Origin of the sequence: Nonomuraea sp. NPDC049309 (genome assembly GCF_043196965.1) — a bacterium.
Classification (GTDB): Bacteria; Actinomycetota; Actinomycetes; order Streptosporangiales; family Streptosporangiaceae; genus Nonomuraea; species Nonomuraea fastidiosa.
The window spans coordinates 652,766-677,075 of sequence record NZ_JBICSH010000003.1; the positions used below are offsets into that span (position 1 = coordinate 652,766).

The 24,310-nt window shown below is 70.1% G+C and carries 22 protein-coding genes; 9 read left to right on the plus strand and 13 right to left on the minus strand.

Annotation, left to right across the window (positions count from 1 at the left end; all coding sequences use genetic code 11):
* Positions 1-73 precede the first annotated feature (73 nt).
* Positions 74-1,900: a DNA helicase RecQ gene (recQ, locus tag ACGFIM_RS23625; RefSeq protein WP_393203602.1), complete on the minus strand. Its 1,827-nt coding sequence runs from the start codon at positions 1,898-1,900 to the stop codon at positions 74-76.
* Positions 1,901-2,388: 488 nt separating this feature from the next.
* Here recQ and ACGFIM_RS23630 point away from each other — a divergent pair, with 488 nt between their 5' ends.
* Together ACGFIM_RS23630 and ACGFIM_RS23635 are read left to right on the plus strand one after the other, a co-directional pair.
* Positions 2,389-3,156, plus strand: a complete 768-nt coding sequence (locus tag ACGFIM_RS23630) for an SDR family NAD(P)-dependent oxidoreductase (protein ID WP_393203604.1) — start codon at positions 2,389-2,391, stop codon at positions 3,154-3,156.
* A gap of 101 nt (positions 3,157-3,257) precedes the next feature.
* On the plus strand, positions 3,258-3,506 hold the full coding sequence (locus ACGFIM_RS23635; protein ID WP_393203606.1) for a type B 50S ribosomal protein L31: 249 nt from the start codon (positions 3,258-3,260) through the stop codon (positions 3,504-3,506).
* A gap of 6 nt (positions 3,507-3,512) precedes the next feature.
* Here the strand turns inward: ACGFIM_RS23635 and ACGFIM_RS23640 are convergent, their stop codons facing one another.
* From ACGFIM_RS23640 to ACGFIM_RS23655, 4 genes are all read right to left on the minus strand, one after another.
* Positions 3,513-3,776, minus strand: coding sequence for a DUF6343 family protein (locus tag ACGFIM_RS23640; protein WP_393203608.1), 264 nt, complete (start codon positions 3,774-3,776; stop codon positions 3,513-3,515).
* A 9-nt stretch (positions 3,777-3,785) separates the two neighbouring features.
* Positions 3,786-4,490, minus strand: a complete 705-nt coding sequence (locus ACGFIM_RS23645; RefSeq protein ID WP_393203610.1) for a maleylpyruvate isomerase family mycothiol-dependent enzyme — start codon at positions 4,488-4,490, stop codon at positions 3,786-3,788.
* Between the two features lie 31 nt (positions 4,491-4,521).
* Complete coding sequence (locus ACGFIM_RS23650) at positions 4,522-5,223, minus strand: DUF4344 domain-containing metallopeptidase (protein WP_393203612.1); 702 nt, start codon at positions 5,221-5,223, stop codon at positions 4,522-4,524.
* 174 nt (positions 5,224-5,397) lie between these two features.
* Positions 5,398-6,147: a hypothetical protein gene (locus tag ACGFIM_RS23655; protein ID WP_393203614.1), complete on the minus strand. Its 750-nt coding sequence runs from the start codon at positions 6,145-6,147 to the stop codon at positions 5,398-5,400.
* A 193-nt stretch (positions 6,148-6,340) separates the two neighbouring features.
* Between ACGFIM_RS23655 and ACGFIM_RS23660 the strand changes: the two genes are divergently transcribed.
* Entirely contained in the window at positions 6,341-7,213 is an 873-nt protein-coding gene (locus tag ACGFIM_RS23660) for a sugar kinase (RefSeq protein WP_393203616.1), read from the plus strand.
* 24 nt (positions 7,214-7,237) lie between these two features.
* On the opposite strand, the gene ACGFIM_RS23665 is transcribed toward ACGFIM_RS23660, so the two are convergent.
* Positions 7,238-10,090, minus strand: a complete 2,853-nt coding sequence (locus ACGFIM_RS23665) for a CARDB domain-containing protein (RefSeq protein ID WP_393203618.1) — start codon at positions 10,088-10,090, stop codon at positions 7,238-7,240.
* Positions 10,091-10,329: 239 nt separating this feature from the next.
* Between ACGFIM_RS23665 and ACGFIM_RS23670 the strand changes: the two genes are divergently transcribed.
* The 6 genes from ACGFIM_RS23670 to ACGFIM_RS23695 all read left to right on the plus strand — a co-directional run bounded on the left by ACGFIM_RS23670 (position 10,330) and on the right by ACGFIM_RS23695 (position 16,736).
* Positions 10,330-11,319: a LacI family DNA-binding transcriptional regulator gene (locus ACGFIM_RS23670; RefSeq protein WP_393203620.1), complete on the plus strand. Its 990-nt coding sequence runs from the start codon at positions 10,330-10,332 to the stop codon at positions 11,317-11,319.
* 182 nt (positions 11,320-11,501) lie between these two features.
* Positions 11,502-12,851 (plus strand): ABC transporter substrate-binding protein, encoded by a 1,350-nt coding sequence (locus ACGFIM_RS23675; RefSeq protein WP_393203622.1) that lies wholly within the window; start codon positions 11,502-11,504, stop codon positions 12,849-12,851.
* Between the two features lie 6 nt (positions 12,852-12,857).
* A complete protein-coding gene (locus tag ACGFIM_RS23680; protein ID WP_393203624.1) occupies positions 12,858-13,724 on the plus strand; it encodes a carbohydrate ABC transporter permease in 867 nt (288 codons plus the stop codon).
* Positions 13,721-14,653 (plus strand): carbohydrate ABC transporter permease, encoded by a 933-nt coding sequence (locus ACGFIM_RS23685; RefSeq protein WP_393203626.1) that lies wholly within the window; start codon positions 13,721-13,723, stop codon positions 14,651-14,653. The genes ACGFIM_RS23680 and ACGFIM_RS23685 overlap by 4 nt, the downstream gene beginning before the upstream one ends.
* 4 nt (positions 14,654-14,657) lie before the next feature.
* Positions 14,658-16,172: an alpha-amylase family glycosyl hydrolase gene (locus ACGFIM_RS23690; RefSeq protein WP_393203628.1), complete on the plus strand. Its 1,515-nt coding sequence runs from the start codon at positions 14,658-14,660 to the stop codon at positions 16,170-16,172.
* 36 nt (positions 16,173-16,208) lie between these two features.
* Positions 16,209-16,736 carry a carboxymuconolactone decarboxylase family protein gene (locus tag ACGFIM_RS23695; RefSeq protein ID WP_393203630.1) on the plus strand — a complete coding sequence of 176 codons (528 nt, stop codon included), beginning with the start codon at positions 16,209-16,211 and terminating at the stop codon, positions 16,734-16,736.
* Positions 16,737-16,818: 82 nt separating this feature from the next.
* Here the strand turns inward: ACGFIM_RS23695 and ACGFIM_RS23700 are convergent, their stop codons facing one another.
* The 7 genes from ACGFIM_RS23700 to ACGFIM_RS23730 form a co-directional block, all read right to left on the minus strand.
* Positions 16,819-17,760: a phosphotransferase family protein gene (locus ACGFIM_RS23700; protein ID WP_393203632.1), complete on the minus strand. Its 942-nt coding sequence runs from the start codon at positions 17,758-17,760 to the stop codon at positions 16,819-16,821.
* Positions 17,761-17,777: 17 nt separating this feature from the next.
* Positions 17,778-18,773, minus strand: coding sequence for a LacI family DNA-binding transcriptional regulator (locus tag ACGFIM_RS23705; protein WP_393203634.1), 996 nt, complete (start codon positions 18,771-18,773; stop codon positions 17,778-17,780).
* 32 nt (positions 18,774-18,805) lie between these two features.
* Positions 18,806-20,176, minus strand: a complete 1,371-nt coding sequence (locus tag ACGFIM_RS23710) for a GH1 family beta-glucosidase (RefSeq protein WP_393203636.1) — start codon at positions 20,174-20,176, stop codon at positions 18,806-18,808.
* A complete protein-coding gene (locus ACGFIM_RS23715; RefSeq protein ID WP_364060780.1) occupies positions 20,173-20,976 on the minus strand; it encodes a carbohydrate ABC transporter permease in 804 nt (267 codons plus the stop codon). Before ACGFIM_RS23715 ends, ACGFIM_RS23710 begins: the two co-directional genes overlap by 4 nt.
* Positions 20,973-21,935, minus strand: a complete 963-nt coding sequence (locus ACGFIM_RS23720) for a carbohydrate ABC transporter permease (protein WP_393203638.1) — start codon at positions 21,933-21,935, stop codon at positions 20,973-20,975. The genes ACGFIM_RS23715 and ACGFIM_RS23720 overlap by 4 nt, the downstream gene beginning before the upstream one ends.
* The gene (locus ACGFIM_RS23725; RefSeq protein WP_393203640.1) at positions 21,932-23,227 is read right to left on the minus strand and encodes an ABC transporter substrate-binding protein; all 1,296 of its coding nucleotides are present in this window, start codon (positions 23,225-23,227) and stop codon (positions 21,932-21,934) included. The genes ACGFIM_RS23720 and ACGFIM_RS23725 overlap by 4 nt, the downstream gene beginning before the upstream one ends.
* Positions 23,228-23,403: 176 nt before the next feature.
* Positions 23,404-24,294, minus strand: coding sequence for a serine/threonine-protein kinase (locus ACGFIM_RS23730; RefSeq protein WP_364060789.1), 891 nt, complete (start codon positions 24,292-24,294; stop codon positions 23,404-23,406).
* Positions 24,295-24,310: the final 16 nt, after the last annotated feature.

Here is a 24,310-nt window from a genome sequence, read left to right on the forward strand (position 1 = left end):
ACGTTGGCGGAGGTGCCGGGGCCGGCCAGGTGGTGTCGAGGGTATGGCCGGCCGAAGGAGGCGTCTTCCCGGGTTACGCCTCCGGGGTGTCTTCGCCTAGAAGCTCCAGGACCTGGTCGCCGTACTTCGCCAGTTTGTTCTCCCCCACACCGTTCACCCGGCTGAGCTCCTGGAGTGTCGTGGGTCGCGCGGTGGCGATCTCGCGCAGGGTCGCGTCGTGGAAGATGACGTAGGCGGGCACCCCCTGCTCTTTCGCGACCGCGGCGCGCCAGGCGCGCAGGCGTTCGAAGAGCGGGGCGGCCTCGGCGGGCAGCTCGGCGGCGGCCTTAGCGGCCTTCGCGGCGGGGGAGGACGCCTTGGCGCGGGCCGGGCGGAGGACGTCGCGGCGCAGCCGCACCTCGCGCTGCCCGCGCAGCACGTCGGCGCTGGCGTCGGTGAGGACGAGGGCGCCGTAGTCGGACTCGACCGCCAGCAGGCCCTGGGCGAGGAGCTGGCGGACGACGCTGTGCCACTCGGCGTTGCCCAGGTCGGCCCCCACGCCGAAGACCTTCAGCGTGTCGTGGTTGTGCTGCAGCACCTTGGCGGTCTTCTTGCCGAGCAGGATGTCGACGATCTGCCCCACCCCGAACTTCTGCCGCCGCTCCCGCGCCAGCCGCAGCACCGTGGACAGCACCTTCTGGGCGGCGATCGTGCCGTCCCACGACTCGGGCGGCGTCTGGCAGGTGTCGCAGTTTCCGCAGGGCTGGGAGCCCGTCTGCCCGAAGTAGTCGAGCAGCATGACGCGGCGGCAGCCGACCGTCTCGCACAGCGCGAGCATCGCGTCGAGGTGGAGCACCTGGCGGCGGCGGTGGGCCTCGTCGCCCTCCATGGCCAAGCGGCGGTGCTGGACGACGTCTTGCAGCCCGTACGCCATCCACGCCGTGGCGGGCAGCCCGTCGCGCCCCGCCCGCCCGGTCTCCTGGTAGTAGCCCTCCACCGACTTCGGCAGGTCGAGGTGGGCCACGAAGCGCACGTCGGGCTTGTCGATGCCCATGCCGAACGCGATGGTGGCCACCACCACGAGCCCGTCCTCGCGCAGGAACCGGGCCTGGTGGTGGGCGCGGGTGCGGGCGTCGAGCCCGGCGTGGTAGGGGACCGCGGGGATGCCGTTGTCGGCCAGGAACTCGGCGATCTTCTCGACGGACGAGCGGGACAGGCAGTAGACGATGCCGGAGTCGCCGTCGTGCTCGGTGCGCAGGAACTCCAGGAGCTGCCGCTTGGGGTCGCTCTTGGGGGTGATGCGGTAGTGGATGTTGGGGCGGTCGAAGCCGGCCACGAAGTGGCGGGCCTGCTCGAGGCCGAGCCTGGAGGAGATCTCGGCGTGGGTGGCGGGCGTCGCGGTGGCGGTGAGCGCGATGCGCGGAACGTCGGGCCACAGCTCGTGCAGCCGGGACAGCTCGAGGTAGTCGGGGCGGAAGTCGTGACCCCACTGCGCCACGCAGTGCGCCTCGTCGATGGCGAACACCGAGATCTCGCCCTTGGACAGCAGCCGCTGCGTCGCCTCGAGGCGCAGCCGCTCGGGGGCGAGGTAGAGCAGGTCGAGCTCGCCGGCCAGGAACTCCGCCTCGACGAGCTGGCGTTCGTCGAAGTCCTGCGTGGAGTTGAGGAACCCGGCGCGCACGCCCAGCGCCCTGAGCGCGTCGACCTGGTCCTGCATCAGGGCGATCAAGGGGGAGATGACCACGCCGACGCCGGGACGCACCAACGCGGGGATCTGGTAGCACAGGGACTTGCCGCCGCCGGTGGGCATCAGGACGAGCGCGTCACCCCCGGCCACCACGTGATCGATGATCTCCTGCTGGCCCTCCCGGAAGGAGGCGTAGCCGAACACGCGGTGCAGGACGTCGGTGGGGGTATCCATGCGGCTACCTTACGTGTTCGGCGGTGGGCTGGTGTTCGGTTCCGCCCTGGGCTGACCATGCATTCGGCGCCGTACCGAGCGGGGATCATCGCGGGGCGCGGGTCCGCCCTGTCGCGGTCGCGCGTCCACCGTAGGCGACGGCGCGTCCCTGCCGCACCCCGGTGTGTTCCCACATAGGCAACGACGTGTTCCCGGCCGCAGGGCCCACCCGGCGTGTCCCCGCTGTAGGCGGCGGCTTCCCACCGTACTCGCCGCTGTGCACCCACCGCACTCAACGGCGTATCCGCCGTACTCAACCGTCCGTTCAAGCGGCGGGAAAAGGCGCGATAAATGGCGCCCCATCCGGTCGGCCAGGTGATCGCCCATGCGTCCGGAAAATGTCGTCATCGCAATCGCGCGATTACGTTCTGTCCATTCTCGGGAGAATATGGTGACGCACGTCACTTTGATCCCGGCAAAAGCGCAAAAGATCGATTAGCGTCAAGAATATGACTATTTCCTACGTGGTCACTGGTGGTGGACGAGGCATCGGCAGGGCGGTGGTGGAGCGGCTGCTGCGCGACGATCAGGTCACCGTGGTCGCCCTTGAACGCGACAAGGAGGCCCTGTCCTGGGCGGACGGCCGCCGGGTCGTGCCGTTCATCGGGGACGCCTCCGACGAGGAGGTCGCCGGCGGTGCCGCCCGCCTGGCCGGGGAGTCGGGCCGGCTGGCGGGATGGGTGAACAACGCGGCCGTCTTCCGTGACGCCTCCGTGCACTCGACGCCGATCGCCGAGGTCAGGGGCCTGATCGCGGCCAATCTCGACCTCGCGCTTGTGGGTTGTGCCACCGCCGTGCGTCACTTCCTGTCCGCCGGGACGCCCGGTGCCATCGTGAACGTCACCTCGCACCAGGCCGCGCGGCCCGTGCCCGGCAGCCTGCCGTACGCGACGGCCAAGGCCGCCACCGAGGGGCTGACCAGGGCGTTGGCCGTGGAGTACGGCAAGCGCGGCATCCGGGTCAACGCGGTGGCGCCCGGCTCGGTGGCGACCGAGCGGTACGAGCGGTTCCTGGCCGAGCAGAGCCCCGAGGGCGCGGCGGCCGTGGAGGCCGAGCTGGCCAGACTGCATCCCCTGGGCCGCGTCGCCACCCCGGCGGAGGTGGCGTCCGTGGTGGCGTATCTCCTCTCGGACGAGGCGTCCTTCGTCAACGGGGTCACGGTGCCGGTGGACGGGGGTCGTGCGGTGCTGGGGCTCGACCCCGAGGCGCCGGCATGAAGGCCTCGAGGCCGTGCGGCCCGGAGAAGGCTCCGGAAAGTGCCTGCTGAAAGACCCAGGAGGATGGGAATGAAAACCGTTGTCATCCGGTTGGAGGGGGCATGAAGAAGAACCTGCACCCCGCCTACCGCCCCGTCGTCTTCCGCGACCCGAGCGCCGGCCACGCCTTCCTCACCCGCTCCACGCTGACCAGCGACAAGACCATCGAGTGGGAGGACGGCAGGACGTACCCGGTCGTCGACGTGGACGTGTCGTCGGCGAGCCACCCGTTCTACACCGGCAAGGGCCGCATCCTCGACACGACCGGCCGCGTCGAACGCTTCAAGCAGCGCTACGGCCGCACCGCCTGACGCGGCTCAGCGCCGCCGCCGGCTCTCTGCCTCGGCGGAGGCCCGGCGGTGCCGCAGCACCAGCAGATCGACGGCGGCGACGACGGCCACCACCACTGCGATCACCGCCTCCCAGATCCACACCTGCTCGCCCGTGTTCATGGCCTGGACGGCGAAGAACACCGCCGCCACCACGGCCAGCACCAGCGCGATGATCGACAGCACCCGCCGCACGCCCAGAGCGCTGCGGGCGGTGACCGGCTCGGTGCCCGAGCGGTCGCGAGACCACATGGAGCCTCCTCAGGCCAGGCAGCGCAGGGCCGCCGCCAGGCGCGGGTCGAGGTCGTAGGAGTCGGGCAGCCGCCCCACGGTCGCCGTCACGAAGTCGGGGGCGGGCAGCGTCGCGCTGACGCCGTCGACCGCGGCGAAGATCTGCTCGCCCATCGGCTCGACCTGCACCTTCGCGCCCCGCTCGGCCAGCACGAACCTGCCGACCGCGACGCGCCACGCAGTCCTGCCCTCGGCCTCCTCGTCGGAGACCGGCGCGCCCACGTCGTCGGCGTGGGTGGCGTACTCGGAGTCGTAGTGGAACGTCTGCTGCCCGACCGGGTAGGGCCCGGCCAGGGTCTGGAGCATGGCGTCGTAGCCGAGCGCCCGCATGCGCGCCCTGGTCTCGGCGTTCTTGGTGCGCCACTCGTCGAGCACCTGGCCGACCGGCAGGTCCCTGCGCTGACGCACGCACAGCTCGTTGAAGTCGTTGTAGTCGCTCACGCCCTCGGCGGCCAGCCGCGCCATGAGGTCGGGCACGGTCTCGTCGAGGCAGGCGTGGTTGTACGTCTCCTCGCCCGCGAGGTGCGCGAGCACGTCGCGGACCGACCAGCCCGCGCATCGGGACGGCCGCTGCCAGCCGGCCTCGTCGAGCCCGGAGAAGAACCGGTCGAGCCGCGCGGCCTCGGCGTCGAAGATGTCGAACGGGTTGAAGTCTTTGAGCAGGTCCTCGGCCATACCGGGGACGCTACCCGTCAAGTCCGGCGATTCACGGCCCGGTGCGCACGGCGCCGCCGATCGCCGACTTGACCCGCTCGTACTCGGCGGGGCAGGAGGGGGCCCGCTCCGGCGGCACCCAGCCGCCCTTGGCGATGCGGGCGTACTTGCCGGGGTCGGAGCCGTACAGCAGGCAGGCGAAGGAGGCCGACTCCTTCATGCCGTCCAGCTGGGCGGGTCCGTCGTGGCCGGCGAGCAGGTGGCGGGCCTCGGCGGCGGCCACGACGTGCTCGGGGTCGTCGGCGAGCAGCGTCAGCGCCGCGAACTGGTCGGCCTGCACGGGGCTGTCGGGTATGCCGTTGAGCTTGGTCAGCGCATGGCCGAGCTGGCGGTGGAAGAGCACGGCGAGCGCGCCGTCGGTGCGGGCGCCGGTGGTCTTGTCGTCGGCCTCCTCGGTCTGCGAGATGCCTTTGATCGTGCGGTGCACCTGATCGACGAGCGAGTAGCAGATCGTGATGCGCCGCTTGCCGTCGTTCCAGGTCGCCTCGGGGGAGTCGCAGTCGCGTGCGACGACCTCGACGGGCCGCGGCGTGCGGATGTCGGTCTTCAGCGCGCCGCTCTTCTTCAGCAGCTTCTCCGCCTGCTCGGCGCGTGCGGAGGAGGGCTGCTCGTAGCGTACGGACACCTCGGATGAGGGGGCCGCTCCCAGCGCGCTCGTGATGCTCAGGACAAGGGCGATCACGGGGTGCGGCATCCGGAAGCTCCTTCACGGGGGGTCGGCTTTCGCAATGGGGGTTCCCATGCGGCGATCCCAAGATCACTAAACCTGTCCGGGCCGAAAAAGCCGGAAGCCCGGCCCCGGGAGGGGCCGGGCCGCCGGCCTATGGCCTCACATGTGCGGGACCCTCATCGGGCCCTGCCCACGTGTTCAGTGGCGGTGCCAGGTGTAGACCCGCACGTAGTCGGTACGGCTCTTGGTGTCCTTGAGCTGCCGGTCGCCGCTGAAGACGGCGCGGAAGGAGCCGCTCTTGTAGGCGCGGGTCTTGGCGTAGAACTTGCCGTGCCGGTCGGTGAGGTCGGAGGTGACCCGCTTCCAGACCTTGGAGCCCGTGGCCCGGTAGTAGATGTCCACCCGCTCGCGGTCGGCGCCCTCCCAGCGGCGGCCGTCGCGGGCCTCGAGACGACCGGTGAAGGTGATCGTCTTGCCCTTACGGACCTTGGACGGGCCGGCGTTGAACCGCGTGATGCGGGTGTCGGCCTTGGTCTTGACCTGCTTGACGTAGAAGAACGCCGAGTCGGTGGCGACCTTCCTGCCGCGGTAGTCGAAGGCCACGGCGGTGGCCTTCCACTTGCCCGCCGGGTCGTGCTCGTTGAAGCCGACCGAGAAGCGCCAGCCCTTGAGGTCCTTGACCTTCTTGGCGGCCAGCGTGCGGACGCCTTCGGGGGCCACGCTCAGCTCGACGCGCTTGACGTTGCGGCTGGCGCCGACGTTGAAGTACGTCGTGGTCTCAGCGCCCCGCTTGACCAGGACCGGGTTCGGCTTGATGTCGCGAATGTAAAGCTTGGTGCCCGGCTTGTGAGCCGTGGTCGCGGTGGCCGCCGAAGCGACGCCCGCGCCCGACACCAGCATGGTGCCGCCGACCATGGCGGTCAGGATTCCAACTGCGATCTTTCTCATGAGGGTGCTGATTCCTCTCCCCGTATTGACTTCAGAGCTCGGCCTCGGGGGTGCCGGCTCCCTCTACTACTTTGAGGCACCGGATCTGGAAAAGGTTGTGTCTAAGTTCGGGAAAAAATTTGATCATGCTTTAACCAGGACTTATGTCCGAAAAATGCGATTTAGGACACGTGATCCACTACGCTCTGGGCCCATGACGGACGTCTACACCCTCGGCGAGCCGCTGGGCGTCGTCTCCAGCGGCAGGGTCCGCCACGAGAGCGAGGCCAGGCTGGACGTCTGCGGCCCCGAGTTCACCCTCGCCGTCGCGCTCGCCAGGCTCGGGCACCGCTGCGCGTACCTGGGCAAGGTCGGCGACGACGAGCTGGGCGCCAGGGCGCTCACCGTGTTACGCGGCGAGGGCGTGGACGTCACCGACATCCGGGTGGTGGACGGCGTGCAGACCGGCCTGCTGCTCCGCGACACCCGGGTGGCCAGGCAGGCCCGCGTCTCGCACTACCGGACCTGCTCGGCGGGCTCGCTGCTCGCGCCGGGCAACGTGCCGATCGACCGGATCGGCGCCGCGAAGATGCTCCACGTGACCGGCGTCACGGCGGGACTCAGCAGGGACGCGCGCGAAGCCGTCCGCGTCGCCGTCAACGCGGCGAGGAACGCGGACGTCATGATCTCGTTCGCCGTCGAGTACGTCCCCGAGCTGTGGTCCTCCGTACGCGAGGCGGAAGAGGTGCTGGGCGAGCTGGCCCGCGCCTCCCACCTGCTCTTCCTCCGCCAGGACGAGCTGGACCTGGTCAAGGCCGCGCTCACCCCGGAGCGCGAGGTCGTCGTGGACAGGGGCGCGAAGGGCGCGAGCGTGCGCGCCGCCCGGATGCGCTACGACGTCCAGGGCTGGCAGGTGCCGATCGTGGACACCTGTGGTGCGTTCGAGGCGTTCGCCGCCGGCTACATCAGCGCCGCGCTCGACGGCCTCACTCCGCAGGAACGCCTGCACCGCGGGGCGCTGCTGAGCGCCGCCGCGGTGACCAGCGTGAGCGACTGGCAGGGGCTGCCCACCCGGGCCGAGATCTAGTCGCCGGGATCTAGTCGCCGGGATCTAGTCGATGGCCAGTGTGAACGTCGAGGTCGTGTTCCTGATGTCCTCGTGGTTGCCGCTGAGGCGCAGGTTGTGGAACGTGGCCGACCCGATCGCCGGGCCCTGACCGGGCTCGGGCAGCTCGTTCACCCAGATCCCGAAGCCGGACTTGGCGTCGAAGGCGTCACCGCTCTTCGTGGCCCCGCTGATGGACACGTTCGTGAAGACCGTGTCCGTGATCGGGTTCAGCGGCGTGCTCGGGTCCTGGTAGCCGGTCTGGAACATGATCCCGCTGTACGTCGGGTCCACGATGTCCAGATCGCTGATCCTGATGCCCTGGAACACCTTCGATGAGGAGAACAGCCACATCGCCGGGAACGTCTGCTGCCCCCAGAAGTGCCCGCCCGCCCTGACCAGCGAGATGTCGTCGAAGGTGGTGGGCGGGTCGGCGCCGAAGCCGTGCATCGGGTAGCCGAAGTCCAGCGAGGAGATCGTGACGCCCGAGTACACCAGCGTGTCCGCCACGTAGATGTTGCGGAAGGTGTTGCCGTAGCCGCCGTAGACCGCAAGGCCGGCGGCCCGCCAGGTCAGCAGCGAGGTCAGGTTCTCGTAGACGTTGCCGTGCTGCTCGCCCGCGTTCTTGTCGGTGGCGGAGAACAGCGCGAAGCTGTCGTCGCCCGTGGACCTGGTCTCGACGTCGGTCACGCGGTTGCCGGTGCTGCCGTTGGTGAGGTTGAGCCCGTCGGCGAACACGTTCCTGATCCGCGCGTTCCTGATGACGGAGTCGTCCACGTTCGTGCCCCACAGCATGCAGACCTGGTGCTCGACCCACACATTCTCGATGGTCAGGTCCGCCACGTCGGTGAGGTCGAAGACCTTGCCGGGGCCGTCGATGCGCTCGACGTAGTTGCCGAAGTAGGCGAAACCGGAGAACGACGAGCCGCCCGCGGTGCCGTCCACGCGGAAGCCGATGTCGGTGTTGCTCCGGTCGGCGGGCGCGTGGAAGCGGGTGAACCAGGGGCCCGCGCCGGCCACCTTGATCGCCTTGCCGTACACCTGGAACTTGCCGTCCGTCCGGTAGTCACCCGCCGGCAGGTAGACGCCGGTCAGCTCGGGGTCCATGCGGGCCTTGTCGAGCGCGTCCTGCACGTCCTGGTGGGTGAATCCGGCCGGTACGGCGTACGCCGCCGGGTCCGGGTTCTCCTCGGGCGCGACCTGCTCGAAGTCCACGAAGTCGATCGCGTACGTCGAGGTGTTGGCCGCGTCCTTCTGCAGCCTGATCGTGCCGCCCGCGGGGACGGTCTCGCCGAGCAGCACGTGAGCCTCGTCGTAGATGTGCCGGGGCGGTCCCGCGTTCGGGTCGTTGACCGGGCTCGCCTCGGAGCCGTACAGCCAGGCGTAGCGGGAGGTCAGCTCGATCGTCTTGCGGAACGTGCCGTTCACGTAGACGTTGAGCGTGGCGTCGATGCCGCCCCCGCCCGGCGCGTCGGGGATCGAGAACCGGGTGACCAGGGTGTTGGTCGGGGCTTTCGCGGTGAACTCGACGTACGCGCCGGTCTGGTTCAGCGTCACGGCGCGCCGCCCCGACGCCTCGCCGGCGATCGTGCCGATCTCCCTGCTGGGGCCGACGCGGGTCGCGCCGCCGCCGATGACGGCGTCCTCGGCCTCGTACGTGTCGTACGGCATGCTCGCGCCCCGCCCGACGAACAGCGGCAGCGTGCTGGTGTTGTTCTCCTGCTTGACCGGCAGCTCGTTGTCGTCTGCGGCGAGCACCGTCTTGACCGTGTACTTGCCGTTCGCCGCCGTCCACGTGCCGAGCGTGACCGGGCTCGTGGTGGCGCCGGGGGCGATCGGGCCGCTCACCGCGCCGGTCAGCGTCCTGACCACGTCGCCCGAGGCGTCGGTGACGGTGAGCGTGATGCCGTGGGAGCCGCCGCCGGATGCCACCGTGCCCTGGTTCTTGACGGCGACGGTGAACGTCACCGTCTCGCCCGCGGCCGGCTTGCCCGGCGTCCAGGAGACGGGGGAGGCGACCAGGTCGGCCGTCTCGGCGGGCCGGACGGTCAGGGTGGCGGTCGCGGTGTTGTCGGACTCGTTCTGCTCGGGGATCTCGCCGTCCTCGTCCACCGTGGCCGAGATCCGGTACGTTCCCGCCTCGCGCGCGCCGATGCCCGCCGAGACGGTCGTGCTCGCGCCGGCGGCCAGCGCACCCACGGCTGCGGTGCCGAGCTTGTCATCGCCCGCGTAGAAGGTCACGGATGTCGCGGGGGAGTCTTCTGTGCCCGCGTTCCTGACCGTCGCCGACAGCGTGACCTCGTCGGTCTCGGTGGGGGAGGCGGGCGAGGAGGTCAGGCTCGTGATGGTGAGGTCGGGGTTGGGGGCGGGGGTGCCGGAGATCTCGAACTCGGCCACCTGCCCGCCGGGCGCGCCGGTGTTGGCGGTGAAGCGGAGCCGCACGTCCGCCGCCCGGCCGGTGACGGGGATCGTCACGCTGTTGCCGGTGGCGGGGTCGAAGGTGTACGTGGCCTCGGGGACGAGCGTGGTGTAGTCGCCGCCGTTCTGGGTGCGGCCCTGCACGGCGAGCGTCTGGGTGCGGCGGCCCCAGATGGGGTCGGGGTTCAGCCTGAGCGTGATGGAACCGAGCGTGACGTCCGCGCCGAGCTCGGCGGTGAGCGTGGCGGGATATCCGGCGCTCTCCCAGTACGTGGTGACGTCGCCGTCGTTGGCGTTGGCGGCGACGTAGACGTGGGTGTGGGACGACGCGGTGATCGGCTTGCCGAGCGCGAGGTTCCCCTCAGCGGCGGCGTGGGCGGCTTGATGTGGTACGGCCAGGAGCGGGACGAGTAACGAGAGGGCGGCTAGCAGAGCTCTCATGGGGGTGGCCCTTCGAGGGTGAAGCGGATGGCCGCACCATAAGATGTCGCACAGATGGCCGCAATATTTCGACGAGATTTCGCAACAGATTACCTGTCGCGTGTTGTCCGATTCCGTACGGCCCTGCTGGTCAGCGCCGTCTCGGCTGGCCGGAACCGCCGTGAGCCCCGCGCAAGGCGCGACGTCGGGTGAGCGTAAGCCGTTGCAAGCGCTTGCGCTGAAGGCCGTATAGTTTGCGCATGACACGACGACTCGCAGAGGTGGCCAAGAAAGTCGGAGTGAGCGAGGCGACCGTGAGCCGCGTGCTCAACGGCAAGCCCGGGGTGTCCGACGCGACCCGCGAGGCGGTGCTGACGGCGCTCGACGTGCTCGGCTACGAACGCCCCACCCAGTTGCGCGGCGACCGTGCCAGGCTCGTCGGCCTGGTGCTCCCCGAGCTGCAGAACCCGATATTCCCCGCCTTCGCCGAGGTCGTCGGCGGCGCGCTGGCCCAGCAGGGCTTCACCTCGGTGCTGTGCACCCGCACCGTCGGCGGCGTCTCCGAGGCCGACTACGTCGACCTCCTGCTCCAGCAGCAGGTCAGCGGGGTGGTCTTCGCCGGCGGCCTGTACGCCCAGGCCGACGCCTCCCACGGTCACTACGAGCTGCTGCACGAGCGCAAGCTGCCCACCGTCCTGGTCAACGCCGCCGTCCGGCACCTCGACTTCCCCCAGGTGTCCTGCGACGACGCGGTGGCCGCCGAGATCGCCATCGCCCATCTGCGGGCGCTCGGCCACGAGCGCATCGGCATGGTGCTCGGGCCCAAGGACCACATGCCGTCGCGGCGCAAGCTGGAGACCTTCCTCGCGTCAGGCGGCGACCCCGAGCTGGTCGAGCACACGATGTTCTCGCTCGAAGGCGGCCACGCCGCCGCCACCCGCCTGGTCAGGCGCGGGGTCACCGGCGTCGTCTGCGCCAGCGACCTGCTCGCGCTCGGCACCGTGCGGGCCGCCCGCCGCTCCGGGCTCGCCGTCCCCGCCGACGTCTCGGTCATCGGCTTCGACGACTCCGCACTGATGAACTGCACCGAGCCCCCGCTCACCACCGTGCGCCAGCCCATCGACGCCATGGGGCGCGCGGCCGTCGATCTGCTGGTGGCCCAGATCGACAAGGCCGTGGTCCCCGCCGACGAGCTGCTGTTCGAGCCCGAGCTCGTCGTCCGCGCCTCCACGGCCCGCGCCAAGGTCTGACAGCCCGAGTAACGCAGTCCGGCCCGCCTCCCGGCGCGCGCCGAGGTCTGGAGGCGGCGGCGCGTGCGGAGGTCGGAGGGACGCGTAACGCAGTCGTTATCTTGCAATGTGAAGTCGAAATATTGCGCCTTTCCGTCGCGGAACCTATGGTGTGGGCACCTCGCATCAAGAAGGGTCCAACCATGCAGAGATCCACCGGACTCCTGCTCGTAACCGCGTTGAGCCTCACGGCCACCGCATGCGGCTCGGGTGACGAGCCCGCCCCGTCCGCCGGCGGCGCCTCGGCCGTGTCGATCACGGTGGCCTGCCAGCCGGCCAAGTCCGCGCCCAAGGAACGCAAGGCGTGGGACGACGACGTGGCCACGTTCATGAAGGAACACCCCGGCGTGACGGTCAAGAGCACGGACCAGCAGCCGTGCTTCGACCCCAAGACCTTCGGTCCCAAGCTCGCGGGCGGCCAGATGGAGACCGCGTTCGTGGTGCCGATGACCAACTACGACGACGTGATCTCCAAGGGCCAGGCGCTGGACATCACGCCGTACACGAACCTCATCAAGAACTGGGACGACCTGCGCGCCGACCACAAGGAGCTGCTCACCAAGGACGGCAAGGTCTACGGCGTCCCCAACGTGCACTACAGCGTCGGCCTGGTCTACAACCGCGCGCTCTTCCAGAAGGCCGGGCTGAACCCGGACGCCCCGCCGAAGACCTGGGCCGAGGTGCGCGAGGCGGCGAAGAAGATCGCCGCGCTGGGCCCCGGCTACGTCGGCTACGGCGAGTACTCCGGCGGCAACACCGGCGGCTGGCACTTCACCCAGGCGCTCTACGGCCGCGGCGGCGACGTGCTCACCCCCGACGGCAAGCGGGCCGCGTTCAACTCGCCTGAGGGCAAGGCCGTGCTCCAGACCCTGCACGACATGCGCTGGGTGGACGACAGCATGGGCACCAAGCTCCTGGTCGGCTGGGAGTCGCTGATGATGGCCATGGGCAGCGGCAAGGTCGGCATGATGCTCGGCGCCCCCGACGTGATCACGGACGTGGTCACCAAGTTCAAGGGCGACGTCGACGACTACGGCATCACCGGCTTCCCCGAGGCCAAGGCGTCGCTGAGCGGCGGCGAGGCGTTCATGATCAACCCGAAGGCGACGCCCGAGCAGGCCAAGGCCGCGCTGCAGTGGCTGGACTTCCGCTACAACACCGTCGGCAAGGGCCGCTTCGACTTCGCCCGCGGCAAGGCCATCGGCAACCCGGTCGGCGTGCCCGACAACGCGGTGTACGGCGACTCGCCCACCGGCCAGGCCATCCAGGCCGAGCGGGAGAAGAACGCGACGCTGCCGGTCGCCAATTACGCCTCCTACGTCGAGGCCGCGGGCAACGTCCCGCCCAAGGCCGAGCCGCCGCATGCGCAGGAGCTGTACGCCATTCTCGACGTGCCGATGTCCGGCGTGCTGAGCCGCAAGGACGCGAACATCGACCAGCTGCTCGCCGATGCGGAGAAGAAGGCGAACGCGCTGCTGGCCGCCAAGGGCTGACCCTTCATGCGGTTTCTGAGGCGCAATCTGACGGCCTACGGGTTCCTGTGCGCGGCGCTGTTCTGCTTCACGGTGTTCGCCTGGTATCCGATGGTCAGGGAGTTCATCCTGAGCTTCCAGAAGACCGATCTGATCAACGAGCCGGTCTGGGTCGGGTTCGACAACTTCAAGACGGCGATCTCCGACCCGGCCTTCGGCGAGGCCTGGCTCAACACCCTGGAGTTCACGCTCCTCGCCCTGCTGTGCGGCTACGCCGTGCCGTTCGTCGTCGCGCTCGTGCTGAACGAGCTGCGCCACGCCCGGGCCTACCTGCGGTTCGTGGTCTACCTGCCGGTCATGCTGCCGCCGATCGTCGCGGTGCTGCTGTTCCGGTGGTTCTACGACCCGGGGCCCGGGCTGTTCAACCAGGTGCTCGACGCCTTCGGCCTGCCGCCGCTCGCCTGGCTCGACAGCTCGTCCACCGCGCTGATCAGCCTGGTCATCGTCTCGACGTGGATGAACATGGGCAGCGCGACGCTGATCTACCTCGCCGCGCTGCAGAACATCCCGCCCGAGCTGTACGAGGCGGCCGAGCTCGACGGCGCCGGCATCCTCAAGCGGATCAGGCACGTCACGATCCCGCAGACCAGGATGATCCTGCTGCTCATGCTGATGCTGCAGATCGTGGCGACCATGCAGGTCTTCATCGAGCCGTACATGCTGACCGGCGGCGGGCCGGAGAACGCCACGATCACGGTGGCGTACCTGATGTTCCAGAACGCGTTCACGCTGCAGGACTACGGCTCGGCGGGAGCGCTCGGCATGATGCTGATGATCGTGCTGCTCGTCTTCGCCGCCTTCCAGCTCAGACTGACCAGGGAGGACAAGGCGTGATCTCCATCGGAGCGCGGGCGGCCGCCCGGCGCGACCGGGGCGGCAAGCGCGCGCCGAAGCCGATCGAGGTGCCGTTCCGCACCATCGTCTCGCCGCACCAGCTCAACAGCAGGTGGGGACGGCGGATCTACTGGCTCGTGCTGGTCGCGGTGCTCGTGCTGTTCACGCTGGCGTTCGTCTTCCCGCTGTACTGGATGGCGACCGGCGCGCTGAAGACGCCGGAGGAGCTGGCGCAGATGCCGCCCACGCTCTTTCCCGCCGACCCGTCGCCCGAGGCGTTCTTCGAGGCGTGGGACCTGTTCGACATCGGGACGCTGCTGTTCAACACCGGCTACTACGCGCTGGGCGGCTGGGCCGTCTGCATGGCCGTGGACGTGTCGGCGGCGTACGCGCTGTCGAAGCTGCGGCCGGTGTTCGGCGGCGTCATCCTCGGCATGATGCTGGCCACGCTGATGATCCCGGCGATGGTGGTGCTGATCCCGCTGTACGTCACGGTCGTCGACCTCGGCCTGCTCAACAACCCGTGGGCGCTGTGGCTGCCGGCCGCGGCCAACGGCTTCAACATCTTCCTGCTCAAGCGCTTCTTCGACTCGATCCCCCGGGAGCTGATCGAGGCGGCGCAGATCGACGGGGCGGGGGCGGTGCGGACCCTGCTGTCGGTGGTCCTGCCGGTCTCCCGGCCCATCCTGGGTGTGGTCTCCATCTTCACGATCGTCACCTCGTTCAAGGACTTCGTCTGGCCGCTGCTGGTCATGACGGACAGCGAGAAGATGACGATCAGCGTGGGCCTGTCGCAGACGGCCGGGGCCGTCACCCAGAACCAGGTCATGGGCGGGCTGCTGATCACCAGCATCCCCATGATCATCGTTTTCTTCATCTTCCAACGGCACATCATGGCGGGCCTGACCGCCGGAAGCATCAAGGGATGAGCGCATGTCGCACACGTGGTGGCGGGGGGCCGCGATCTACCAGGTCTACCTGCGGAGTTTCGCCGACGGGAACGGCGACGGGGTCGGCGATCTCGCCGGCCTGCGCTCCCGCCTGCCGTACCTGAAGGACCTCGGCATCGACGCCATATGGCTCAACCCGTGGTATCCGTCGCCGATGGCCGACGGCGGCTACGACGTGGCCGACTACCGCGACATCGAGCCGGTCTTCGGGACGCTGGCCGAGGCCGAGCGGTTCATCGAGGAGGCGCACGGGCTCGGCATCAAGGTCATCATCGACGTGGTGCCGAACCACAGCTCGGTCGAGAGCGCCTGGTTCAAGGAGGCCCTGGCGAACCCGGCGGCCCGCGACCGGTTCTGGTTCGCCGACGAGCCGCTCAACGACTGGCAGTCGATCTTCGGCGGCCCGGCGTGGACGCAGGTCCCCGACGGCCAGTGGTACCTGCACCTGTTCGCCCCCGAGCAGCCCGACTTCAACTGGACGAACCCCGAGGTGCACCGGGAGTTCGAGGACGTGCTGCGGTTCTGGTTCGAGCGCGGCGTGGACGGCTTCCGCATCGACTCGGCCGCCCTGCTCATCAAGTCGGACACCGCGTACGAGGACCTCGACGAGGTGCACGACGTCTACCGCAAGTGGCGCAAGATCGCCGACGAGTACGGCGGCCGCGTCCTCATCGGCGAGGTCTGGCTGTCCGACCAGGAGCGCTTCGCCCGCTACCTGCGCCCCGACGAGCTGCACACCGCGTTCAACTTCGACTTCCTGTCCTGCGCGTGGGACCCGCGCGACCTGCGCAGGTCGATCGAGCTGACGCTGGCCACGCACACCCCGATCGGCGCCCCGCCCACGTGGGTGCTGTCCAACCACGACGTGACCAGGCCGGTCACCAGGTACGGACGCGCCGACACCTCCTTCGCCCACGGCGGCGCCCTGCACGGCAGCCCGACGGACCTGGAGCTCGGCCACCGCCGCGCCCGCGCCGCCGCGCTGCTCGCGATGGCGCTGCCCGGCTCGGTCTACGTCTACCAGGGCGAGGAGCTGGGCCTGCCCGAGGTGGAGGACCTGCCGGACGAGGTGCGCCAGGACCCGATGTACCGCCGCTCCGGCGGCAAGAACCCGGGCCGCGACGGCTGCCGCGTCCCGCTGCCGTGGTCGGGCGACGAGCCGCCGTTCGGTTTCGGCAGGGGCACGCCGTGGCTGCCGCAGCCGGAGAGCTGGCGCAAGCTGACCGCCGAGGCGCAGCGTACGGACCTCGGCTCCATGCTGAACCTTTACCGCTCGGCGCTCGGCATCCGCAGGGAGCTGCTCGGCGACGGGACGCTGACCTGGCTGCCGATGGGGGAGGAGGTGCTCGCCTTCACCCGCGACTCGGGCCTGACCAGCGTCACGAACCTGGGCGCCGCGCCGGTCGCGCTGCCGCAAGGCCGGGTGCTGCTGGCCAGCGGGCCGCTGGAGGACGGCATGCTGCCCACCGACACCACGGCCTGGCTGACGACCGCCTGAGCCCGCCGCCGTGCCGCCGCCCGTTACGATCGCGGCATGGCACGGCTGCGTCGGACACCACCGCAGGACCTGGACCCCGCGGCCCGGGAGCTCTACGACTCGATCACCTCGGGGCCGCGCGGCCGGTTCATGGTGGACGAGGACGGCGGGCTCACCGGGCCGTTCAACGCGATGCTGCTCAGCCCGCCGGTCGGCGACCCGCTGCAGCGGCTCGGCGCGGCGATCCGCTACCGCTCCACGCTGCCCGACCGGGCGAGGGAGCTGGCGATCCTCGTGGTGGCCGGGCACCAGGACAGCGCGTTCGAGCAGGCCGCGCACGAGCCGATCGCGCGCGAGCTGGGCTTCACCGGCGAGCAGCTCGCCGCCCTGCGCGCCGGCGACGAGCTCCGGCTCGACGACCCGGTGGAGTCGGCGGTGCTGCGCGTCGCCCGCGCCCTGGTCACCAAGGGCGACCTGGACGACGAGGAGTACGCGCTGCTCGGGGAGCGCGAGCTGTTCGAGCTGACCACGCTGGTCGGCTACTACACCACGCTCGCGCTCCAGCTCCGCGTCTTCCGCGTCTGACCGCGGCCCGGCTCGGCCATGGCCGGGTTTTCGGCGCATGGCGGGGCAGGGAGAAGGTCCCCGCGGCCCGGCGGCGGGGCGATCAGCGGGTCTCGCCGGTCGGGTCGCGCAGCCAGGCGTCCAGGGCCGCGCGGGCCTCGCCGGCCGTCTCGGGGAAGCGCAAGGCCCTGAGCAGCACCCACAGCGTGCCCTGCAGGCCGCGCGCCGCCAGGCACGCCCGCAGCAGCGGGTCGTCCGGGTCGGCGCCGTACGCGCGCACCGCCGCCCGCCCGTCCAGCCGCCTGGTGCGCAGCAGGCAGGCGAGGTCCCACGCCACCGGCGCGGCCATGCACTCCTCGAAGTCGTTCCACAGCAGGCCGTCCGGCGTGGCCAGCAGGTTGCCGGGATGGGCGTCGCCGTGCACGACCTGCGCCCCCGCCGCCGCGCCGGAGAACCGCTCGGCCAGCTCGGCGTGCGCCTCGCGCAGCCGCGCCAGCGTGCCGGGGTCGAGGGCCGCCGCGAGCAGGTCGAGCAGCCGCAGCGGCTCGTCCAGCACGGGACCGAGCAGCGGCAGGTCGCCGGGGTGGCCGCGCAGCGCGGCGTGCAGCTCGGCCAGCATGCCCCCGAACGCGGCGGGCGTCACCTCGCGGCCCGGGTCGTGCTCGGCGTACGCCCAGAAGGAGAGCGTCACACCGTCGCGTACGTGCGGACCTGGAGGCAGCAGGTCGCTGGGCGGCACCACCGGAGCGCCCGCCTCGGCCAGGAACGACACGACGGAGAGCTCGCGCGCCAGCGCGTCCTGCGGGCGGGCCCGGCCGAGCGCGGTGACGGTGGGCACCCTGGCCACCACGGGCGCGGGCCGCAGGTGGACGCGGACGTTGAACGAGTCGTTGAGCACCACGGGCTCGCGCACCCGCACGCCGTGCTCCTCGGCCAGCGCGACGGCCGCCGCCACCGCCGCCTCCGTGGACACGGCGGCTCCCGGCACGGCGGCTCCCGGCACGGCGGCTCCCGGCACGGCGGCGCCGCTCTCCGGCGCGGTCACCGCGGACCCCTGCGCGTTCAGGCCGACTCCCTGATCACCAGCTCGGTCGGCAGGATGACCGGGTCGGCCGGCCCGCCCTCGAACAGGTTGAGCAGCAGCCGCACCATGGCCGCCGCCTGCTCCGCGATCGGGTGGCGGAGCGTGGTCAGCGGCGGCTCGGTGTATTTGGCCGCCTCGATGTCGTCGAACCCGACCACCGCCACGTCGTCGGGCACCCGCCGCCCCGCCTGGCGCAGGGACTGCAGCGCCCCCACCGCCATGAGGTCGTTGGCGACGAACACGGCGTCGAGCTCGGGGTCGTCGCGCAGGAGCTGCCGCATCGCGACGGCCCCCGACTCGCGGGTGAAGTCGCCGACGGCCACGATGGAGCGCCGGTCGGAGTCGCGCAGCACGTTGCGGTAGCCGGTCAGGCGGTCCTGGCCGGCGATCATGTCCTGCGGCCCGGCGATGGTGGCGATCCTGCGCCGCCCGCTCTCCACCAGGTGGCGCACGCCCGCCTCGGCCCCGCCGACGTTGTCGTTGTCGACGTACGGGATGTCGACCGGCACCGCGGGCCGCCCGTAGGAGACCACGGGGACCCGCAGCCGCGACAGGGCCGACGGCAGCGGGTCGGCGCCGTGCATGGACAGCAGCATCACGCCGTCGACGTGGCCGCCGGCGATGTAACGCTCCACCCTGGCGTGGCTCTTGGGCGAGGACACCAGCATGAGCACGACCTGCTTGTTGACGGCCTCCAGCTCCACCGACGCCGACCTGATCGCGGTGGAGAACATCGGGTCCTCGGAGAAGACCCGGTTGCCCGGCTCGCTGACGACCAGGGCGATCGAGTCGGTGCGCTGGGTGACGAGGCTGCGCGCGGCGGAGTTGGGGACGTAGCCCAGCTCGTCGATCGCGCGCAGCACGGCGTCGCGGATCTCGGGCGCGACCGTCGTCTGCCCGTTGACGACGCGGGAGGCCGTGGCACGCGAGACACCCGCCCGGGCGGCGACCGCCTCCAGGGTCGGGCGTCTCATGACTGCACCGATAGGAAGACCACGATAAAAATCTACAGGCCGTTCCTGACGATCACGTCCCTGTACCAGAGCGCGCTGTCCTTGGGCAGCCGTTCCTGGGTGGCGTAGTCGACGTGCACGATGCCGAAGCGCCGCCGGTAGCCCTCGGCCCACTCGAAGTTGTCGAGCAGCGACCAGACCAGGTATCCGCGCAGGTCGGCGCCCGCCTCGATGGCGCGGTGCGCCTCGCGCAGATGCCCGTCCAGGTACGCCACCCGGTCGTCGTCGTGCACCCTGCCGTTCTCGACGACGTCGTCGAAGGCCGCGCCGTTCTCGGTGACCATGAGCCCGACCTGCGGATAGTCCTGCGAGAGCCGGATCAGCAGGCGGGACAGGCCGTCGGGGACGATCGGCCAGCCCATGGCGGTAACCGGCGCGTCGGCCTCGGCGAACCTGACGCCCTCCGAGCCCGGCCAGGCGGGGTCGGCGGGCAGACCGGGACCGGCCTCGACCACGCACGGGTTGTAGTAGTTGATGCCGATGAGGTCGAGCGGCGCGTTGATGAGCGCGAGGTCGCCGTCCCGGATGTGCGCGGTGCCGCCGTTGTGCTCGGCCGCCGCGATGACCTCGTCCGGGTACCTGCCGTACACGGCGGGGTCGAGGAACTGCCGGGTCAGCAGCGCGTGCACGCGGTCGACCGCCGCCGCGTCCTCCTCGCTCGCCACCGCCGACGGGTCGTTGACCTGGGCCGGGGTGAGCACGGGCGCGGAGTTGACGACGAGCATCACGGTCCCCGCGCCGGACTCGCGCAGCCGCCTGGCCGCGAGCCCGTGGCCGAGCAGCAGGTGGTGCGCCGAGCGCAGGGCCTCGGCTGGGTCGCGGCGGCCCGGCGCGTGCACGCCGTTGCCGTAGCCGAGGAACGCCGACACCCAGGGCTCGTTGAGCGTGGCCCAGTTGCGGGCGCGGTCGCCGAGCCGGTCGTACACGACCTGGGCGTAGTCGGCGAACCGGTACGCGGTGTCGCGGTCGGTCCACCCGCCGCGGTCCTCCAGCGCCTGGGGGAGGTCCCAGTGATAGAGGGTGATGTACGGCGTGATGCCCGCGGCCAGCAGCTCGTCCACGAGCCGGTCGTAGAAGGCCAGGCCGCGCGGGTTGATCGCTCCGTGGCCGTCCGGCTGGATGCGCGGCCAGGCCACCGAGAACCGGTAGGCGCCCAGCCGCAGCTCCCGCATCAGGGCGACGTCGTCGCGGAAGCGGTGATAGTGATCGCAGGCGACGTCGCCGGTGTCGCCGTCGGCCACGTTCCCGGGGGTGTGGGAGAAGGTGTCCCAGATCGACTGGCCCCGCCCGTCCTCCTTGACCGCCCCCTCGATCTGATAGGAGGCCGTGGCGGCTCCCCAGACGAAGTCCTCGGGAAAGATCATCCCTTAACAGCTCCTTGCATGATTCCGCCGATGATTTGCTTGCCGAACAGCGCGAAGACGGCCACGAGCGGCAGCGTGCCGATCGCGGTGCCCGCCAGGCCGAGCACGTAGTCGTTGACGTAGCCGCTGGCCAGCGTCGACAGCGCCACCTGCACGGTCGGGTTGTCCGGGGTGAGCACGACCAGGGGCCAGAAGTAGTCGTTCCACGCCGACATGAACGTCAGCATGCCGAGCACTGCCGCCGCGGGCCGCGCGGCGGGCAGCACGACGTGCCAGAACAGCCCCCAGGTCGTGCAGCCGTCCACCCGGCCGGCCTCCAGCAGCTCGGTGGGCAGCGCGCGCTGGAGGTACTGCGTCATGAAGAACACGCCGAACGCGTTGACCAGGGCGGGCACGATGAGCGCGTAGTTGGTGCCGGTCCACTCCAGCTTCACCATGAGCATGTAGAGCGGGATGATGCCGAGCTGCGCGGGGACCATCATGGTCGCGACCGTGATGACCAGCATGATGTTCTTGCCCCTGAAGCTCAGCTTGGCGAAGGCGAACCCGGCCAGCGTCGAGAAGAACATCACCGCGATCGAGATCGAGCCGGCCACGATGACGGAGTTGAGCAGCGCCAGCCCGAACGGCACGGTGTCGAAGACGCGCGCGACGTTGGCGAAGAAGTTCCCGCCGGGCAGCAGCGGCGGCGGCACCTGGGCCAGCGCGGAGTTGTGCCGGGAGGCCACGACCACGCTGTAGTACAGCGGGAAGGCCGAGAAGAACGCCACCGCGATGAGGGTCAGGTAGCGCAGCCTCATACCAGACCGCCCTTCATGCGCCGGGTGATGAGGAAGTTGATGCTCGCGACGATCACCACGGCGACGAACATCAGCCAGGAGGCCGCGGAGGCGTAGCCGAAGTCGAACGTCGAGTTCGCGAAGCCCTGCTCGTAGACGAACAGCGCGAGCGTCTGGAACTGCCGGTCGGGACCGCCCGTCGCGATGCCGCCGCCGCTGCCGCTGCTCTGGCCGAACAGCATCGGCTCGGCGATGATCTGCATCGCGCCGATCGTCGAGACGATCACCACGAAGATGATCGTCGGCCTGATCATGGGGATGGTGATGCGGCGGAGCTGGGTGAAGCTGCTCGCGCCGTCCAGGGTGGCGGCCTCGTACAGGTCGCGCGGCACGGCCTGCATGGCCGCGAGGAAGATCAGCGCGTTGTAGCCGGTCCAGCGCCACATGATCATCACGGAGAGCGCGACGTGCGAGGTGGCGGTGCCCGCCGCCCAGTCGATGTGGCCCACGCCGAACCAGGACAGGATCCAGTTGATCAGGCCGAAGTCCCGGCCGAAGAGCTGACTGAAGATCACGACCACCGCGACGACGCTGGTGACGTTCGGCAGCAGCAGCGCGACGCGGAACAGCGTCTGGAACCGCAGCCGCCTGTTGAGCAGGTGCGCGAGCCAGATGGCGAGGGCGAGCTGCGGCACGGTGGACAGGATCCCGATGGACAGGGTGTTGAACGTGGCGTTCCAGAAGTAGGAGTCGCCCAGCAACGTCGCGTAGTTGCCGAGGCCGATGAACTCCTGCGTCTCCGACAGCAACGTCCACTCATGCAGGCTCACCCAGGCCGTGTAGACCAGCGGGAAGAGCCCGAAGGCGCAGAACAGCAGGAAGAACGGGGCCACGTAGGCGTACGGCGACACCCTCGTGTCGAGGGTGTGCCGCACGCTGCGCCTGCGCCTCTGCGTGACCGCGAGAGGGAGAGAGCTCATTTGATCTTCTTGACGTCCTGGAGCACCTGCGCCCACGCCTCGTCGGGCGTCTGCTTGCCCTGCTCGACCCGGCCGAGGCCGTTGCCGATGACCGTGCGCACGTCGGCCTCCTTCGGGCCGAGGTGCTGCGGCTTGAGCGCCTTGGCGGCGTCGGAGTAGATCTTGCCGATGGGGGCGTCACCGAAGAACGGCTTGGTGAAGTTCTGGATCGACGGGTCGTCGTACAGCGACGGGATCGACGGGAACGTTCCTTCCTCCTTGAAGACCTTGGCCTGGTTCTCCTTGGAGGTGAGGAAGTCGATCAGCTCGGCCGCCTCCTTGGGGTGCTTGCTCTGCTTGGGCACCATGAGGTGGGAGCCGCCGCTGTTGCCCGAGCCGCCGGGCACGGCGGCGATGTCCCACTTGCCGGCCGAGTCCTTGGCCTGCTCCTGGATGAAGCCGGTCATCCAGGCGGGGCAGATGATCGTGGCGAACGAGCCCTTGGCGAAGCCGGTGTTCCACGGCGGGGAGAAGGCGGCCAGCTTGGCGGTCAGGCCCTCCTGGGTGAGCCGGTTGGACAGGTCCCAGGCCTTCTTCACCTCGGGGTTGGTCTCGACGATGATGTTGTCCTGCTCGTCGTACAGGCCGACCGGGGCCTGGTTGACCATGGCGCGGAAGATCTCACCGGGGGAGTCGACGAACTTCGCGCCGGGCACGTTCGCCGCGGCGAACTTCTTGCCGGTCGCGATGTAGTCCTCCCAGGTCGGCCAGAGCTCGGAGACCTTGTCGCGGTCGTCGGGCAGCCCGGCCTTCTTGAACAGGTCCTTGCGGTAGCACATGGCCAGGCCGCCGACGTCGGTGCCGAGGCCGAGGAGCTGCTGTCCGTCCTTGCTGAGGCCCTGCTGCCACTTCCAGTCGAGGTATTCGGACTGGCGCTTGTCGAGGCCGTACTGCTTGAGGTCGACGAACTTGCCGGGCTGGGCGGTGAAGGTGCTGATGTAGCCGACCTCGACCGCGACGACGTCCCCCGCGCCCGCGTTGGTGGCCAGCCGCTTGACCAGGTTGCTGTGGTGGTCGTTGAACTGGGTGACGTTCTCGACGATCTCGATGTTCGGATGCGTCTTCTTGTAGTCCTCGTAGAGAGGCTGGAAGCCGAAGTCGCCGAACAGGTCGACGGTCAGCTTGATCTTCTCGCCGGGCTTGGCGCTCGACTCGGCCGCGGTGCCTTCGCCTCCGCCGCCGCAGGCCGTCGCCAGTGCGAGGACGGACGCGGTGAGCAGGGGCAGGCCGAGCCGCCGGATGCGAGGGGCCATCGAAACCCTCCTGGGTCTCTGTACAAAAGGGAGTGACTGAGAGAGCGCTCTCTCAAGAGATTCGCGGCGCTCACACGGCTCTGTCAACGGAGGTTAGATAACGATGGTGTTATCCGAGAGAGCGCGATCTCGCGAGGTCGGGTGGGGTTTCGCGGCGCGCGTGCGGCGGAACCGGTTCAGCCGGTGAGGGCGCGGCCGGCCATCCTGGCGTACATGCGGCCGGGGCTCGGGTCGGTGGTGAGGAAGCCGGGCAGCATCGGCAGCCCGACCGCGAACGGGTCGAGCCGCTCGTACAGCTCGTCGGCGTCGGCGGGGCGGTCGTCGGGCTTCTTCTCCAGCAGCTGCGCGAGCAGCTCGCTCAGCGGCTCCGGCAGCCCGGGGATGGTGGGCGGGCGCTCCTTGACCTGCTTTTCGAAGACCACGTAGTCGGTCGGCCCGGTGAAGAGCTGCTCGCCGGAGAGCATCTCGTGCAGCACGCAGCCCAGCGAGTACAGGTCGCTGCGCGGCTCGGTGATGCCGTGCTGGATCTGCTCGGGCGCCATGTACGCGGGCGTGCCGAGGATCTGCCCGATCCTGGTGAAGGTGGTGACGTCGGGCTCCCTGAGCATCGCCAGGCCGAAGTCCAGCACCTTCACGCTGCCGTCGGGACAGAGCATGAGGTTGGTCGGCTTGAGGTCGCGGTGGCAGATCGACAGCGCGTGCGCCGCCGACAGCACCGCGCACGCCTGGGCCGCGATCGCCGCCGCCCACGGCACCGGCAGCGGGCCGTGCTCGTGCACCACGTCGGCCACGGTGACGCCCTCGATGAACTGCATCACCTGGTAGAGCCGCTGCTCGTGGGTGCCGAAGTCGTAGAGCACGGGCGCGCCGGGATGCTCCAGCCTGGCCAGGATCCTGGCCTCCCTGATGAACCGGCGCTCCAGCTCGTTGTCCGGCCCGCTGGGCAGGCGCAGCAGCTTCACCGCCACCCTGCGGTCGAGGTGGCGGTCATGGCCCGCGTAGACGGCGCCCATGCCGCCCTGACCGAGAGGAAGGTCGTCGAGCTCGTAGCGGTCACCGATGACCATAAACCCCCTCTCCCGC

Excerpts from the sequence above, each read along its gene's own strand:
- ACGFIM_RS23635 (WP_393203606.1), top strand. The coding sequence starts at position 3,258 with ATGAAGAAGAACCTGCACCCCGCCTACCGCCCCGTCGTCTTCCGCGAC.
- ACGFIM_RS23670 (WP_393203620.1), top strand. The coding sequence starts at position 10,330 with ATGACACGACGACTCGCAGAGGTGGCCAAGAAAGTCGGAGTGAGCGAG.
- ACGFIM_RS23710 (WP_393203636.1), bottom strand. The coding sequence starts at position 20,176 with ATGATCTTTCCCGAGGACTTCGTCTGGGGAGCCGCCACGGCCTCCTAT.
- ACGFIM_RS23730 (WP_364060789.1), bottom strand. The coding sequence starts at position 24,294 with ATGGTCATCGGTGACCGCTACGAGCTCGACGACCTTCCTCTCGGTCAG.
- ACGFIM_RS23695 (WP_393203630.1), top strand. The coding sequence starts at position 16,209 with ATGGCACGGCTGCGTCGGACACCACCGCAGGACCTGGACCCCGCGGCC.
- ACGFIM_RS23665 (WP_393203618.1), bottom strand. The coding sequence starts at position 10,090 with ATGAGAGCTCTGCTAGCCGCCCTCTCGTTACTCGTCCCGCTCCTGGCC.
- ACGFIM_RS23660 (WP_393203616.1), top strand. The coding sequence starts at position 6,341 with ATGACGGACGTCTACACCCTCGGCGAGCCGCTGGGCGTCGTCTCCAGC.
- ACGFIM_RS23715 (WP_364060780.1), bottom strand. The coding sequence starts at position 20,976 with ATGAGGCTGCGCTACCTGACCCTCATCGCGGTGGCGTTCTTCTCGGCC.
- recQ (WP_393203602.1), bottom strand. The coding sequence starts at position 1,900 with ATGGATACCCCCACCGACGTCCTGCACCGCGTGTTCGGCTACGCCTCC.
- ACGFIM_RS23650 (WP_393203612.1), bottom strand. The coding sequence starts at position 5,223 with ATGCCGCACCCCGTGATCGCCCTTGTCCTGAGCATCACGAGCGCGCTG.
- ACGFIM_RS23680 (WP_393203624.1), top strand. The coding sequence starts at position 12,858 with ATGCGGTTTCTGAGGCGCAATCTGACGGCCTACGGGTTCCTGTGCGCG.
- ACGFIM_RS23655 (WP_393203614.1), bottom strand. The coding sequence starts at position 6,147 with ATGAGAAAGATCGCAGTTGGAATCCTGACCGCCATGGTCGGCGGCACC.
- ACGFIM_RS23690 (WP_393203628.1), top strand. The coding sequence starts at position 14,658 with ATGTCGCACACGTGGTGGCGGGGGGCCGCGATCTACCAGGTCTACCTG.
- ACGFIM_RS23675 (WP_393203622.1), top strand. The coding sequence starts at position 11,502 with ATGCAGAGATCCACCGGACTCCTGCTCGTAACCGCGTTGAGCCTCACG.
- ACGFIM_RS23640 (WP_393203608.1), bottom strand. The coding sequence starts at position 3,776 with ATGTGGTCTCGCGACCGCTCGGGCACCGAGCCGGTCACCGCCCGCAGC.
- ACGFIM_RS23705 (WP_393203634.1), bottom strand. The coding sequence starts at position 18,773 with ATGAGACGCCCGACCCTGGAGGCGGTCGCCGCCCGGGCGGGTGTCTCG.
- ACGFIM_RS23630 (WP_393203604.1), top strand. The coding sequence starts at position 2,389 with ATGACTATTTCCTACGTGGTCACTGGTGGTGGACGAGGCATCGGCAGG.
- ACGFIM_RS23725 (WP_393203640.1), bottom strand. The coding sequence starts at position 23,227 with ATGGCCCCTCGCATCCGGCGGCTCGGCCTGCCCCTGCTCACCGCGTCC.
- ACGFIM_RS23720 (WP_393203638.1), bottom strand. The coding sequence starts at position 21,935 with ATGAGCTCTCTCCCTCTCGCGGTCACGCAGAGGCGCAGGCGCAGCGTG.
- ACGFIM_RS23645 (WP_393203610.1), bottom strand. The coding sequence starts at position 4,490 with ATGGCCGAGGACCTGCTCAAAGACTTCAACCCGTTCGACATCTTCGAC.